The 13,511-nt window shown below is 72.4% G+C and carries 13 protein-coding genes; 6 read left to right on the forward strand and 7 right to left on the reverse strand.

From position 1 onward, the window contains the following. Nucleotides 1-87: 87 nt before the first annotated feature. The 4 genes from ACFY0O_RS04560 to ACFY0O_RS04575 form a co-directional block, all read right to left on the reverse strand. Nucleotides 88-927: an ABC transporter ATP-binding protein gene (locus ACFY0O_RS04560; RefSeq protein WP_388942717.1), complete on the reverse strand. Its 840-nt coding sequence runs from the start codon at nucleotides 925-927 to the stop codon at nucleotides 88-90. Between the two features lie 25 nt (nucleotides 928-952). Then, a complete protein-coding gene (locus tag ACFY0O_RS04565; RefSeq protein ID WP_388942720.1) occupies nucleotides 953-1,630 on the reverse strand; it encodes a PadR family transcriptional regulator in 678 nt (225 codons plus the stop codon). A gap of 59 nt (nucleotides 1,631-1,689) precedes the next feature. Beyond that, a complete protein-coding gene (locus tag ACFY0O_RS04570; RefSeq protein ID WP_388942723.1) occupies nucleotides 1,690-2,187 on the reverse strand; it encodes a hypothetical protein in 498 nt (165 codons plus the stop codon). Between the two features lie 140 nt (nucleotides 2,188-2,327). Then, nucleotides 2,328-4,010 (reverse strand): protein kinase, encoded by a 1,683-nt coding sequence (locus tag ACFY0O_RS04575; RefSeq protein ID WP_388942725.1) that lies wholly within the window; start codon nucleotides 4,008-4,010, stop codon nucleotides 2,328-2,330. A 225-nt stretch (nucleotides 4,011-4,235) separates the two neighbouring features. Here ACFY0O_RS04575 and ACFY0O_RS04580 point away from each other — a divergent pair, with 225 nt between their 5' ends. Next, nucleotides 4,236-5,852, forward strand: a complete 1,617-nt coding sequence (locus ACFY0O_RS04580) for a protein kinase (RefSeq protein WP_388942728.1) — start codon at nucleotides 4,236-4,238, stop codon at nucleotides 5,850-5,852. Here ACFY0O_RS04580 and ACFY0O_RS04585 read toward each other — a convergent pair. Together ACFY0O_RS04585 and ACFY0O_RS04590 are read right to left on the reverse strand one after the other, a co-directional pair. After that, nucleotides 5,849-6,313: a pyridoxamine 5'-phosphate oxidase family protein gene (locus ACFY0O_RS04585; RefSeq protein ID WP_388943440.1), complete on the reverse strand. Its 465-nt coding sequence runs from the start codon at nucleotides 6,311-6,313 to the stop codon at nucleotides 5,849-5,851. The genes ACFY0O_RS04580 and ACFY0O_RS04585 overlap by 4 nt on opposite strands. A 193-nt stretch (nucleotides 6,314-6,506) precedes the next feature. Beyond that, entirely contained in the window at nucleotides 6,507-7,166 is a 660-nt protein-coding gene (locus ACFY0O_RS04590) for a response regulator (RefSeq protein ID WP_388942731.1), read from the reverse strand. Nucleotides 7,167-7,491: 325 nt separating this feature from the next. Between ACFY0O_RS04590 and pdhA the strand changes: the two genes are divergently transcribed. The 5 genes from pdhA to ACFY0O_RS04615 all read left to right on the forward strand — a co-directional run bounded on the left by pdhA (nucleotide 7,492) and on the right by ACFY0O_RS04615 (nucleotide 12,650). Further along, a complete protein-coding gene (gene pdhA, locus ACFY0O_RS04595) occupies nucleotides 7,492-8,706 on the forward strand; it encodes a pyruvate dehydrogenase (acetyl-transferring) E1 component subunit alpha (protein ID WP_358891422.1) in 1,215 nt (404 codons plus the stop codon). Beyond that, entirely contained in the window at nucleotides 8,706-9,686 is a 981-nt protein-coding gene (locus ACFY0O_RS04600; RefSeq protein ID WP_388942734.1) for an alpha-ketoacid dehydrogenase subunit beta, read from the forward strand. The genes pdhA and ACFY0O_RS04600 overlap by 1 nt, the downstream gene beginning before the upstream one ends. A gap of 13 nt (nucleotides 9,687-9,699) precedes the next feature. Further along, entirely contained in the window at nucleotides 9,700-11,175 is a 1,476-nt protein-coding gene (locus tag ACFY0O_RS04605) for a dihydrolipoamide acetyltransferase family protein (protein WP_388942737.1), read from the forward strand. A gap of 129 nt (nucleotides 11,176-11,304) precedes the next feature. Next, complete coding sequence (locus ACFY0O_RS04610; RefSeq protein WP_388942740.1) at nucleotides 11,305-12,069, forward strand: hypothetical protein; 765 nt, start codon at nucleotides 11,305-11,307, stop codon at nucleotides 12,067-12,069. A gap of 41 nt (nucleotides 12,070-12,110) precedes the next feature. Beyond that, nucleotides 12,111-12,650 (forward strand): YcxB family protein, encoded by a 540-nt coding sequence (locus ACFY0O_RS04615; protein ID WP_388942743.1) that lies wholly within the window; start codon nucleotides 12,111-12,113, stop codon nucleotides 12,648-12,650. On the opposite strand, the gene ACFY0O_RS04620 is transcribed toward ACFY0O_RS04615, so the two are convergent. Further along, entirely contained in the window at nucleotides 12,637-13,350 is a 714-nt protein-coding gene (locus tag ACFY0O_RS04620; protein WP_388942746.1) for a TetR/AcrR family transcriptional regulator, read from the reverse strand. The genes ACFY0O_RS04615 and ACFY0O_RS04620 overlap by 14 nt on opposite strands. Between the last annotated feature and the right edge of the window lie 161 nt (nucleotides 13,351-13,511).

The following is a 13,511-nucleotide window of genomic DNA, read 5'->3' on the forward strand; positions in this document are numbered from 1 at the left end:
CGCTGCGGCCCTTGGCGCGCCAGGCGTCGCGGCGGGCGATGCGCAGGGCCGCGATCCAGGAGTGGTACCAGGAGACGAGCGGGGAGGTCACAGGCCGGCCGCCCGCCCGGTGAGCAGCGAGTCGGCGCGGCTGCGCAGGGTCTCGTCGACGACGCTGCCGTCGCGCAGGAACACGACCCGGTCCGCCCAGGCGGCGAAGCGGGGTTCGTGCGTGACCAGGATTCCGGCCGCGCCCGCGTCGCAGCGCAGCCGCAGCAGGGCGAGGACGGACTCCCCGGTCTCGGAGTCGAGGGCGCCGGTGGGTTCGTCGGCGAGGACGAGGCGCCGCTCGCCCACCAGGGCGCGGGCGATGGCCACGCGCTGTTGCTGGCCGCCGGACATCTCGTCGGGGAAGCGGTCGGCGAGGGCGGGCAGGCCGATCTCCTCCAGGGCGGCGAGGGCGGCGGCGCGGGCCTTGCGGGCGGAGGTCCCGTCGAGTTCGAGGGGGAGGGAGACGTTCTCGGCGGCGGTGAGGGCTGGTATGAGGTTGTAGTCCTGGAAGACGTAGCCGATGCTGCGGCGGCGCAGCGCGGCCAGCTTGCGGCGGCCCGCGGTGGTGATGTCGACGCCCTCGACCACGACCCGGCCGCTGGTGGGGGTGTCGAGCCCGCCGGCGAGGGTGAGGAGGGTGGACTTGCCGGAGCCGGAGGGGCCCATCACGGCGACCAGTTCGCCGGGGTGGACCGCGAGGTCGATCCCGCGCAGCGCGTGCACCTCGGTGGCGCCGCTGCCGTGCGTGCGGACCAGCTTCTCCAGCCGGAGCACGGGCTGGGCGGCGGCGGACGCGGAGTGGCCCGGGTGGTTCGGGTGCCCCGGCTGGTTCGGGTGGTTCGGCTGGCCCGGGTACCCCGGGTGGTTCGGGTGGGAGCTGTTCTGCTGGTCGGGCATGAAGGGTCCCCCTTGGAAGGGTCGTTCAGCCCCGCCGCGTGCGGGGGGCGGGTCCGGTGGTGCCGGTGGTCGGGCCGGTCGCGGCGGCCGTGGGCGGTGTGGGCGGCGTGAGGCCGTCGTCGGCCGCGGGCGCGGCGGGAGGGCCGGTGACCGCGCCGAGCGCGGCCAGTCGGACGAGCCGGGCCTCGGAGTGGTCGAGCCAGCGGGCCTCGGCCTCGGTCTGGAAGATCAGCTGTTCCAGGACCAGCAGCCAGGCCACGTCGTCGCGTTCGTTCGCCCGCCCGCTCTCGACGGCGGCCAAGGCCTGGGCCTTGAGCCGGGTGTAGTCCTGCATCGCCCCGATCGTGGCGTGCCGCTGGGACTGGATGACGGCGCGGATGTCCACGCCGGGGGCCCCGACGGCCATGGCGAGCTTGATGGCCAGCTCGTCGCGGGGCGGGTTGGTGCGGTCCACCGGGCGCTCGTACCAGGCGCGCAGCTCGGTGCGGCCGGTGTCGGTGATGGCGTAGAGGGTGTGCCCGGCAGGGTCCTCGCCGCCGGGTGCGACGAGCCCGTCGCGTTCCAGGCGGGCCAGGGTGGTGTACACCTGCCCGACGTTGAGGGGCCAGGTGGAGCCGGTGCGGGATTCGAACTCGGTGCGCAGCTGGGAGCCGTAACGGGGGCCCCGTTCCAGGAGCGCGAGAAGGCCGTGGCGGATCGACATACTCAGTATGTATACACGGGCATACTCGGTATGTATACCGGGTATGCCCGCGGGACGGCCTAGCGGCCCCGCCGGAGCCGGACGCCCATGTACCCCAGCCCCACGCCCATCAGGGCCAGTCCGGTGCCGAGGGGCAGCAGGTGGGCGGCCAGGTCGGCGACCCGTTCGTTCGGTTCGGTGCCCAGCGCCGAGACGGGGGTGCTGCGGCTCGGCGAGGGGCTCGGCGCGGCGGTGGACCGCTGGACGGTGCCGGGCTCGCGGTGCTCCGGGCGCGGGGCGGGCCGGACCGGGTGCACGGGCCGGGAGACGGGGGCCACCTCGGGGTCGGCCGGGGCGTTCGCGGGCCGCCCCGGGTGCTCCCGCCCGACCCCTCCGGCACTGCCGGCGAGCTCCTCGTAGGCCTCTTCGGGTACGGGATCGTCCTGGTCGGTGTCGGCGCGCACCGCGGTGACGGGCAGGCGGGCGGAGGTCGCTCCGTCGGGTGCGGTGACCAGCAGCGCGGCGGCCGCCAGTGCGGCTCCGGCCGTCCAGTGCGGGGCGCGGAGGCGTCGGTTCACGGGGTGCCCCTCCCGTTCCGTGCGGCCGGGGCGCCGGGTGGTCGAGGCGCCGCCCTCAGATTGGCACAGGGGGGCAAAACGGGCATCCCGGGACACCCGTCAGGGTGCCCCGGGATGCCCGGCAGCTCAGCGGCCGTCCGCTACGACGGATCACCGGTCGAGACGATCAGGGTGAACTCGGTGCCGTCCTTGGCCACGTCCGTCCCCGCCTCGGGCAGCTGCTCCAGGACGGTGTCCTGGCCGTAGACGGTCTCGTCGCGCTCGGTGATCTTGTACTTCCAGCCGGCCGCCTGGATGCACTGCTTGATCGACAGCAGGTTCTTGTACCGGAAGTCGGGGGCCACGACCTTCGTCGCGTCCCGGAAGGACTTCGTCGGGCTCTTGCACTTGTCCGCGTCGATCGTGCGCGAGGGGTCCGGCCCCTTGTGCCCCGCCACGGCCGAGGAGGACGCCGACGAGGAAGCGGCGGGGCTCGCCGAGTTGCCCTTGTTCTCGTCGTCGCCGCCCATGTTCAGCACGGCGATCAGCCCGCCGATGGCCACCAGGGCCACCACGATCGCGCCGACCACCACCGGCGTGTTCTTCTTCCCGCCGCCCGAGGACGCCGCCGCAGCGGGCGCCGCGCTGGGCGAGATGGTGAACGGCGGCGGCGTCGACGGCCCGTACTGCTGCTGGTGCTGCGGCTGCTGGTGCTGCGGCGCCTGAGCCGTGGGCGGGTACGCGTACCCCGGCTGCTGCTGCGTCGGCGCGGGCTGCGCGTACGGGGACGGCGCCGGGGTCTGCGGGCTCTGGTACGGCTGCTGGAGCGAGTGCGGCGGCGGTGCCTGGAAGCCGGCGTCCACCGGCGGGAACACCGTCGCGCCCACGCCCGCGCCGCTGCCGCCCGGGGCAGCGCCCGGGACGATCGACGGCGCGCCGGTGTGGCCGGCCGACATGATCCGCATGATCTCGTCCCGCATGGCCGTGGCCGTCGGGAAGCGCTCGTTCGGGTTCTTCTTCAGCGCCCGCGCCACCAGCGCGTCCATCGCCGGGGTGATGGAGCGGTTGACGGAGGACGGGGCCACCGGCTCCTCCTGGACGTGCGCGTACGCGATCGCCAGCGGGGAGTCGGCATCGAAGGGGATACGGCCCGTCAGCAGCTGGAACAGCATGATGCCGACCGAGTACAGGTCGGAGCGGGCGTCCACGCCGCGCCCCAGCGCCTGCTCCGGCGACAGGTACTGCGGGGTGCCGACGACCATGCCGGTCTGCGTCATCGAGGTGACCCCCGACTGCATGGCCCGGGCGATGCCGAAGTCCATCACCTTGACGATGCCGCGCTTGGTCATCATCACGTTGCCGGGCTTGATGTCGCGGTGGACCAGGCCCATCTCGTGGCTGGTCTCCAGCGCGGCCAGCACGTCGGCCGTCACCTTCAGCGCCTTGTCCGCGGGCATCGCGCCGTACTGCCGCACGTCGGCATCGAGGACGGAGCCGAGCGGCCGGCCCTCCACGTACTCCATGACGATGTACGGCATGACCGCCTCGTCGCCGCCGCCGGCGCCGAAGGTGACGGTTCCCTCACCCGTGTCGAAGACCGAGACGATGTTGGTGTGCGACAGTTTCGCAACAGCCTGCGCCTCGCGCCGGAAGCGCTCGCGGAAGGACGCCTCGCGCCCCAGCTCGCTGTGGAGCGTCTTGATGGCGACCTGGCGGTCGAGGGCGGAGTCGTACGCGAGGTAGACCGAGGCCATGCCCCCCTCGCCCAGCAAATCCCTTAGCTGGTAACGGCCACCGGCCAGGGAGCCGCCTGCGTACCGGCCCTGTGTGCCGTCCTGGCTCATGACTGTTGCTTCCCCTCGGGATCTGTTGCTACGCGTCCGGCTGAGCGCATGTCGCGCCCAGTCTGCCGGAGGGCAAGCACACGTCAAGCCGGTGCCCGCTGCGTGACCACGGGCCTACGCCGTGTCCGTAGCCGAACGGTGACGCGTTCGGAGGCTGTAGCGTTCACCGGAGCACCCGAAGAGGCCCACCGCTAGAGCGGACGAGAGAGACGACGGCGAGGACTGATGGCACCCGAACCCGAGGGAAACGGCGCCGGGATGGCCGACGGTCCTGAGCACTGGGGCGCGGGCGGCCTCGTGGGGGACGGCCGTTACCGGCTGACCCACCGCCTGGGCCGTGGCGGCATGGCGGAGGTCTTCGCCGCCGAGGACGTCCGGCTGGGCCGCACCGTGGCCGTGAAGCTGCTGCGCGCCGACCTGGCCGAGGACCCGGTGTCCAAGGCCCGCTTCACCCGTGAGGCACAGTCGGTCGCCGGCCTGAACCACCACGCCGTCGTCGCCGTGTACGACTCCGGCGAGGACCGGGTCGGCCCGAACGTGGTCCCGTACATCGTGATGGAGCTGGTCGAGGGCCGCACCATCCGCGAGCTGCTGCTCAGCGCGGAGGCCCCCGGGCCCGACCAGGCGCTCATCATCGTCTCGGGCGTGCTGGAAGCCCTGGCGTACTCGCACCAGCACGGCATCGTGCACCGCGACATCAAGCCCGCGAACGTGATCATCACCAACGCCGGCGCGGTGAAGGTGATGGACTTCGGCATCGCCCGCGCCCTGCACGGCGCGCAGTCCACGATGACCCAGACCGGCATGGTCATGGGCACCCCGCAGTACCTCTCGCCGGAACAGGCCCTCGGCAAGGCGGTCGACCACCGCAGCGACCTGTACGCGACGGGCTGCCTGCTCTACGAACTCCTCGCGCTGCGACCCCCCTTCACCGGTGAGACCCCCCTGTCGGTGGTCTACCAGCACGTCCAGGACGCGCCGGTGCCGCCCTCGCAGCTGCCCGAGGGCCACCACATCCCGCAGGAACTCGACGGCCTCGTCATGCGGTCGCTCGCCAAGGACCCGGACGACCGGTTCCAGAGCGCCGAGGAGATGCGCGGGCTCGTCCAGTACGCCCTCCAGATGCTCCAGGACCAGGGCCCGAACACCGGCACCTGGAACACCGGTCCGGTCGTCATGGCGCTCCCGCACGGACAGCCCGGCGGCGCGCAGACCTCGATGATGCCCGCGGGCGGCAACGGCGGCCCCCACACCCCGTACCCCTCGCACCACACCACCTCGCAGTTCCAGCAGCCGATGGTGCCCCCGCTGAACCCGGACGACGGCACGGCCTTCCCCGGCGGCGGGCACGGCGGCGGCCCGGCCGGCCACGGCGGCCACGGCGGGTACGACGGCTACGACGGGTACGACAGCCACTCCGGCGGCGGGAAGTGGAAGGTCTGGCTCTTCGTCCTGCTCGCGGTGCTGGCCATCGCCGGCGGCGCCGCCTACGCGGTCAAGAACGGCATCGGCACGGGCGGCGGCGGCAAGCCGAAGACCACCGTGAGCAGCCCGGGGACCTCGCAGAGCAGCCCGAGCTCGCAGGACACCCCGTCGTCCTCGTCCAGCCCGGAGACGGGCCGTTCGCACGACGAGGACACCTTCACGCCCCTCCCGAGCAAGAGCAGGTTCACGCCGAGCACCACCCCGTCGGCCTCCTCGGGCGGCTCGTCGAGCCCGGAGACCAAGAACCCGACGACCCCGGCGACGAAGCCCACCCCGGTGGAGCCGCCGACCAGCAAGCCGACCCCGCCCAGCGGGGGCGGCGGCGGCAGCCCGGCCGGTGCCGAGGGCGCCGACTAGCGGCGGATGCGTGAAAGGGGCCCGGCGGAAGGGGAATTCCGCCGGGCCCCTTTTCCGTGCGCCCCCTCCGCCCCGTCCGCCCCCAGGGTGTGCACGGTGACCAGCTGGGGTTCGATTCGCATGTAGACCGGGTCGAACACCTCGCCATCCACGAAATGCGGCGCCGGACCGAAAAGTTCCAGTTCCGCGGTGGTCGGTTCGGTGAGCTCCGCCGTGCCCGTGACCTGCACGGACCACAGCCGGGACGCACCCGAATTGACGTTGTCGGCCCCGTAGGAGACCACGCTTCCGTTGCAGGCGTGGTGATATCCGAAACCGGCGTGCATTCTCAGGACGATCCGGCCGCCCACCACGATGTGGCGGGCGACGGCGAGGAACGGAAGCGCGCGCATGCTGGTGGCCACCCGGCCGTACGGCACACGGCGCAGCAACTCGACGGCAGGTATTTCCTCCGGTGACATGCGACCACTCTCTGACCCCGACAGACGGTCGGGAAAGAGGATCCCGCCCCCACCACCGAGGACGTTGGTCCCGAATCGGCGCGCCTCGAAGGCCGCTCGGACTCCCGTCGGCATCCACTGGGCGTCCACTCGGCTCCCGCTCGTGACGCGTTCGAACGGGGTTGCCCCCCGCTCGGTGCCGGATCGAGTGCGGCTAGCGCTTCTCCGCCTGGAGCCGGGCGACGTACGCGGCGGCCTGGGAGCGGCGCTCCATGCCCAGCTTCGACAGCAGGCTGGAGACGTAGTTCTTGATGGTCTTCTCGGCCAGGTGCAGCCGCTCACCGATGACCCGGTTCGTCAGGCCCTCGCCGATCAGGTCGAGGATCTTGCGCTCCTGCTCCGTGAGGTTCGCGAGCCGGTCGTCGCCCTTGCCGTTCTTGCCGTCGCGCAGCCGCTCCAGCACCCGCGCGGTCGCCACCGGGTCCAGCAGCGACTTGCCCGCCGCCACGTCGCGCACCGCGCTGAGCAGCTCGTTCCCCCGGATGGCCTTGAGGACGTAGCCCGAGGCGCCTGCCATGATCGCGTCGAACAGCGCCTCGTCGTCGGCGAACGAGGTGAGCATCAGGCACTTGATGTCCTCGTCCTGCGAGCGGACCTCGCGGCACACCTCGACACCGCTGCCGTCGGGCAGGCGCACGTCGAGGACGGCAACGTCGGGGCGGGTCGCCGGGATGCGGACCAGGGCGTCCGCGGCGCTGCCGGCCTCGCCGACGATCTCGATGTCCTCTTCGACCGACAAAAGCTCATGAACGCCCCGACGTACTACTTCGTGGTCGTCCAGGAGAAATACCTTGATTTTTCCGTTTTCGCGCACAAGCTCATCTTCACACACTCACCTCTTCCCTGCCGGAGTTACCCGGGATAACGTGCCGTTGTTCCGGCCGCCTGCAAGGCTGTGACCAGTGGTTGTTCCCGCAGCGGCCGATTTACTTGGATATCCAAGCAAAATCGCAGGTCAAACGGGGTTTCGCAGTTATGCGTCGCACTGGGTAACGTGCTGTGCGCAGGGCACTCGCCGGGGCACCTGTCACGCCTGAATCCGAAACGCGCCGTGCACCCACCCCGTGTACGGGTACGGATACAGGTGAGCCGCACTGGTCCCCGGAGAACCCGGGTGCCGGACCGACGGAGGAGCACACGTGACCGTGGAGAGCACTGCCGCGCGCAAGCCGCGACGCAGCAGCGGCACCAAGCGGGCGGCAGGCGCGGCGAGCGCCCGCAAGACCGCCGCTGCCACCGCACAGCCGCACGACGCCGAGCCTCAGCTCGTACAGCTGCTGACGCCCGAAGGTGAACGGGTCGAGGTCGACAGCCACCCCGAGGTGGCCGAGTTCGCGGCCTTCGTCGCGGACGTCACCACCGAGGACCTGCGCGGTCTCTACCGCGACATGGTCCTGACCCGCCGCTTCGACGGCGAGGCGACCGCCCTCCAGCGCCAGGGCGAGCTGGGCCTGTGGGCCTCGCTGCTGGGCCAGGAGGCCGCGCAGATCGGCTCCGGCCGGGCACTCCGCGACGACGACTACGTCTTCCCGACCTACCGCGAGCACGGCGTGGCCTGGTGCCGCGGCGTCGACCCGACGAACCTGCTCGGCATGTTCCGCGGCGTGAACCACGGCGGCTGGGACCCGAACACCAACAACTTCCACCTCTACACGATCGTCATCGGCTCGCAGACGCTGCACGCGACCGGTTACGCCATGGGCGTGGCCAAGGACGGCGCGGACTCCGCGGTCATCGCCTACTTCGGCGACGGCGCGTCCAGCCAGGGCGACGTGATGGAGGCGTTCAACTTCTCCGCGGTCTACAACTCCCCCGTGGTGTTCTTCTGCCAGAACAACCAGTGGGCGATCTCCGAGCCGACCGAGCGCCAGATGCGCGTGCCGCTCTACCAGCGCGCCCAGGGCTTCGGCTTCCCGGGCATCCGCGTCGACGGCAACGACGTCCTGGCCTGCCTCGCGGTCACCCGCTGGGCGCTGGACCGGGCCCGCCGCGGCGAGGGCCCGGCCCTGATCGAGGCGTTCACCTACCGCATGGGCGCCCACACCACCTCCGACGACCCGACGAAGTACCGGGCGGACGAGGAGACGGCGGCCTGGGAGGCGAAGGACCCGATCCTGCGCCTGAAGGCCCACCTGCTGGCCTCCGGGGGCGCCGACGAGGCGTTCTTCGAGGAGCTGGAGGCGGAGAGCGAGGCCCTCGGCAAGCGGGTCCGCGAGGTCGTGCGCGCCATGCCCGACCCGGACACCATGGCGATCTTCGAGAACGTCTACGCGGACGGGCACGCGCTCGTCGACGAGGAGCGCGCCCAGTTCGCCGCCTACCTCGCTTCCTTCGAGGCCGAGGAGGGTCACTGATGGCTGCCGTGAAGATGTCGATCGCGAAGGCGCTCAACGAGTCCCTGCGCAAGGCCATGGACACCGACCCCAAGGTCCTGATCATGGGTGAGGACGTCGGCAAGCTGGGCGGTGTCTTCCGCATCACCGACGGGCTGCAGAAGGACTTCGGCGAGGAGCGGGTCATCGACACCCCGCTCGCCGAGTCCGGCATCGTCGGCACCGCCATCGGCCTGGCCCTGCGCGGCTACCGGCCGGTCGTGGAGATCCAGTTCGACGGGTTCGTCTTCCCCGCGTACGACCAGATCGTCACGCAGCTCGCGAAGATGCACGCCCGCGCCCTCGGCAAGATCAAGCTGCCGGTCGTCGTCCGCATCCCCTACGGCGGCGCGATCGGCGCGGTCGAGCACCACAGCGAGTCCCCCGAGACGCTCTTCGCGCACGTCGCGGGCCTGAAGGTGGTCTCCCCGTCGAACCCGAGCGACGCGTACTGGATGCTCCAGCAGGCGATCCTCAGCGACGACCCGGTGATCTTCTTCGAGCCGAAGCGCCGCTACTGGGACAAGGGCGAGGTCGACACCGACGCCATCCCCGGCGAGCTGCACAAGTCGCGGGTGGTCCGCGAGGGCGCCGACCTCACGCTGGCCGCGTACGGCCCGATGGTGAAGGTCTGCCTGGAGGCGGCGGCCGCGGCCGCCGAGGAGGGCAAGTCGGTCGAGGTCCTGGACCTGCGCTCGATGTCCCCGATCGACTTCGACGGGATCCAGGCCTCGGTGGAGAAGACCCGCCGGCTGGTCGTGGTCCACGAGGCCCCGGTCTTCCTCGGCACCGGTTCCGAGATCGCCGCCCGCATCACGGAGCGGTGCTTCTACCACCTGGAGGCGCCGGTGCTGCGCGTCGGCGGCTTCCACGCCCCGTACCCGCCGGCCCGCCTGGAGGACGAGTACCTGCCCGGCCTGGACCGCGTGCTCGACGCCGTCGACCGCTCGCTGGCGTTCTGAGGAGAGCCGCCCCATGACGATCCGCGAATTCAAGATGCCCGACGTGGGCGAGGGCCTGACCGAGGCCGAGATCCTCAAGTGGTACGTCCAGCCGGGTGACACGGTCACCGACGGGCAGGTCGTCTGCGAGGTGGAGACGGCGAAGGCGGCCGTCGAGCTGCCGATCCCCTTCGACGGAGTGGTACACGCGCTGCTCTTCGAGGAGGGCGTGACGGTCGACGTCGGCCAGGTGATCATCTCCGTCGAGACGGGGGCCTCCGGCGCCCCGGCGACCGCGACCCCGGCCGCGGCCGTCGCCCCGACGGGCTCGGAGGCCGCCGAGGCCGCCGAGGAACCCGCGCCCGAGGGCCGTCAGCCCGTGCTGGTGGGCTACGGGGTCTCCCAGTCCTCCACGAAGCGCCGCCCGCGCAAGGCGGTGGCGGGCACCCCCGCCGCAGCCGCGCCCGTGGCGCCCGCGGCCCCCGCTCCGGTCGTGCCCGCTCCGGCGGGGCCGAACGGCACGAACGGCACCGCGTACGCCAATGGCAACGGCGTCGCCACCGCCGAGCGGCCGCTCGCCAAGCCGCCCGTGCGCAAGCTCGCCAAGGACCTCGGCATCGACCTGGCCTCGGTGGTCCCCACCGGTGACGGCGGTGTCGTGACCCGCGAGGACGTGCACGCCGCCGCCGCGGCCGCGCTCGCCCCGCAGGCCCCCGTCCAGGTCCCGGCCCCGGCGGCGGCCCCCGCGCCGGTCCAGGCCCCCGTGGCGGCTCCCGCCGAGACGGCCGCGGCCGTGGCGGCGCCGGGCGCGCGGGAGACCCGTATCCCGGTCAAGGGCGTCCGCAAGGTCACCGCCCAGGCCATGGTCGGCTCCGCCTTCACCGCGCCGCACGTCACCGAGTTCATCACCCTCGACGTGACGCGCACGATGAAGCTGGTCCAGGAGCTCAAGGAGGACCCGGACCTCGCCGGTCTGCGGATCAACCCGCTGCTCCTGATCGCCAAGGCGGTCCTCGTCGCCATCCGCCGCAACCCGGACGTCAACGCGTCCTGGGACGAGGCGGCCCAGGAGATCGTGCTCAAGCACTACGTCAACCTGGGCATCGCGGCGGCCACCCCGCGCGGCCTGATCGTCCCGAACATCAAGGACGCCCAGGCCAAGACCCTGGCCGAGCTGTCGACCTCGCTGTCGGACCTGGTGGGCACCGCCCGTGAGGGCAAGACCTCCCCGGCCGACATGCAGAACGGCACCTTCACCATCACCAACGTCGGCGTCTTCGGCGTCGACACCGGTACGCCCATCATCAACCCCGGCGAGTCCGCGATCCTCGCGGTCGGCGCGATCAAGCTCCAGCCGTGGGTCCACAAGGGCAAGGTGAAGCCGCGTCAGGTCACCACCCTGGCCCTGTCGTTCGACCACCGCCTGATCGACGGCGAGCTGGGCTCCAAGTTCCTCGCGGACATCGCGGCGGTCCTGGAGCACCCGCGCCGGCTGGTCACCTGGGCGTAGCCGCCCGGACGGCCGACACCCGCCGACGGCCGGGCCCCTCCGCAGGGAGGGCGCCCGGCCGTCGGGCGTTCGCGGGCCGGTGGGGGGAAGCCGGCCCCGCCCGGCGGCCGGGGCGGTAGCCTCCCGGCCATGCCCATCGCCGAGTTGCAGGTGTATTCCGTGGAGGAGGCCGACGGCAGCGGCGGGGTCTGCCTCGTCCGGTGCGTCGGCGGCACGGCCCGGTCCGGACAGGTGTACGCGGCGGGGGAGTCGCGGGTCTGGCTGCGGGACATAGAGCGGTACGGGCGCACGGTCGGCTCCTTCGTGGCCGGCCACACCGCCCGGGTCCGCCTCGCCGGGGCGGTGGTCGCGCTGCTCAGCCGGGGCCAGGTGCTGACCTCCGTACCGCCCGACGGGCACGGCCTCGCGGAACTGGAGGCCTGGCTGGCCGCCGTTCCCCCGCTCGCGGACGAACCCCTGCCGCGGACCCTGCGCTCCCTGGCCGTCGGGGGGATGCGGGACGAGCGGCTGCCGGACGGGGTGCGGCTGCGCTGGGGCCGGGTGGCCCTGGCGGCGGCGTACCGCTGCGCGGCGGCGGAGGGGGCGTCCGACCTGGTGCGGGGGATCGAGCTGGCTTTCGTACGGGCCTACCTGCTGCGGGAGTTCGGGCCCGGGCCGGGCGGAGACCCGGCCGCCGTGTGCCGGGAGGCGCTCGCGCTGGTCGACCTCACCCCGGCGGAGGCGGCCGCGCGGGCCGGCGACTGGCGGGCGCTGCCCCGGGAGGGGATCGTGCACCTGCGGCTGATCAGGAACCTGCTGCGGTGGGCGGGCGCGGCCCGGCCGTACCTGGCGGCCGGGGACCCGCTGGCCGTGGCCTTGGACGCCTGGTCACGGGTGTGTAGAGAACTCCCCTGAGGTCTTTTCCGGCCATCGTGGCTGGGATACGCTCCGCTGCCATGCAGACAGGCGGGGACACCAGCGGCGGCACCGGCACCACCACCATCGAGTTCGTGTACGACCCGACGCCGGAGGACTACCGGACGGCGTTCTGGCGGTTCAACTTCGCGACCTGGCCCGGCCGGGGCAGCCTCGCGACCGGGCCGGTCGTGGGCGTCGGACTGGGGAGCCTGATCTCCTGGTTGCGGGGCTTCTCGGCGAACGCGACGGCCTTCGTGCTGATCGCCGTGAGCCTGTCGCTGTGCGTGATCGTCCCCCGCGTCGGCGCCCGCAAGGCGCGCGAGCAGTACGAGGGCATGGAGGACTACGGGACCTGCCGGACCACGGTCACCGAGGACGGCCTGACCACCACCGGCGGGGAGCTGAGCAGCAGCATCGAATGGCGGGTCTTCCCCCGGTACTTCGAGACGGACACCCTCTTCGTGCTCACGACGAAGCAGACCGGCATCTTCTTCGCGCTGCCCAAGCGGGGCGCCCAGGACCCGGCCGACGTCGACCGGGTGCGCGAGGTCCTCGACCGGAACCTCAAGCGGCTGTGACGGCCCCCCGGCCCGCCCGGTAGGCGCGCAGGAAGGCGGCGGCGCCGCCCCGGACGAGCCGGTCGGTCTGCGCCGCCGACAGGGGCAGCACCCCGTAGTGGGAGAGCTGGGCGACGGAGGTGGTGGTCAGCGCCGTGAAGTGGGCAGCCGCCAGCTCCGCGTCGCCGTGCAGGTCGAGCAGGCCGGCTTCCGCCAGGGCCGTGAAGGCGCCGGCGAGGGCGTCGGCGACCGGGCCGGGGCCCGCGTCCTTCCAGGCCGCGAGCACCTCGGGCGGTACGTGGTCGGCCTCGGCGTGGATGTGGCGCACGAGGGCGAAGTGGTCGGGGTGGTCCACCATCACGTCGATCAGCGCCCGGGCGAGGGCGGCCAGGTCCCGTTCCAGGTCGTCCGGGTGCGGCGGGCGCGCGGGGTCCAGCAGGGTGCGGACGACGGCCACGTGCGCGTCGCGGACCTCGCCCGAGCTCCAGGTGACGACGGCCCGGAAGAGTTCCGACTTGCCGCCGGGGAAGTGGTTGTAGAGCGTCCGCGTCGAGACGCCCGCCGCCGCGGCGAGGGCGTCGACGGAGGCGCGGGCGTACCCCTCGCGGCCGAAGAGCGCGCAGGCCGCGCGCGCGAGGGCCATCCGCTTGGCCAGCTTCCGGGGCGGGAGCGACGCGTCCGCCGTCCCCTCCGGTACGCGGCCCGGGACCTGCCCGTCCATCACGCCTCCACTGGCTCTCGAGTGACCTTCCACAACGGCCGTTGTGCATATTACAACGGTCGTTGTACTTTACCGGAAGGGCGTGGAAACCAACCGTCTGGTCTGGTCAGAAAAACGAACCACGTGGTCTGTTTTTGAAAACAAACCGCCCGGTCTGGTTT

The organism is Streptomyces sp. NPDC001594 (assembly GCF_042893675.1).
Taxonomy (GTDB): Bacteria; Actinomycetota; Actinomycetes; order Streptomycetales; family Streptomycetaceae; genus Streptomyces.

What these genes read in the sequence shown, in the direction of transcription:
- ACFY0O_RS04560 (WP_388942717.1), bottom strand. Translation starts at nt 927, where the DNA reads ATGCCCGACCAGCAGAACAGCTCCCACCCGAACCACCCGGGGTACCCG.
- ACFY0O_RS04565 (WP_388942720.1), bottom strand. Translation starts at nt 1,630, where the DNA reads ATGTCGATCCGCCACGGCCTTCTCGCGCTCCTGGAACGGGGCCCCCGT.
- ACFY0O_RS04575 (WP_388942725.1), bottom strand. Translation starts at nt 4,010, where the DNA reads ATGAGCCAGGACGGCACACAGGGCCGGTACGCAGGCGGCTCCCTGGCC.
- ACFY0O_RS04580 (WP_388942728.1), top strand. Translation starts at nt 4,236, where the DNA reads ATGGCACCCGAACCCGAGGGAAACGGCGCCGGGATGGCCGACGGTCCT.
- ACFY0O_RS04585 (WP_388943440.1), bottom strand. Translation starts at nt 6,313, where the DNA reads ATGTCACCGGAGGAAATACCTGCCGTCGAGTTGCTGCGCCGTGTGCCG.
- ACFY0O_RS04600 (WP_388942734.1), top strand. Translation starts at nt 8,706, where the DNA reads ATGGCTGCCGTGAAGATGTCGATCGCGAAGGCGCTCAACGAGTCCCTG.
- ACFY0O_RS04605 (WP_388942737.1), top strand. Translation starts at nt 9,700, where the DNA reads ATGACGATCCGCGAATTCAAGATGCCCGACGTGGGCGAGGGCCTGACC.
- ACFY0O_RS04610 (WP_388942740.1), top strand. Translation starts at nt 11,305, where the DNA reads ATGCCCATCGCCGAGTTGCAGGTGTATTCCGTGGAGGAGGCCGACGGC.
- ACFY0O_RS04615 (WP_388942743.1), top strand. Translation starts at nt 12,111, where the DNA reads ATGCAGACAGGCGGGGACACCAGCGGCGGCACCGGCACCACCACCATC.
- ACFY0O_RS04620 (WP_388942746.1), bottom strand. Translation starts at nt 13,350, where the DNA reads ATGGACGGGCAGGTCCCGGGCCGCGTACCGGAGGGGACGGCGGACGCG.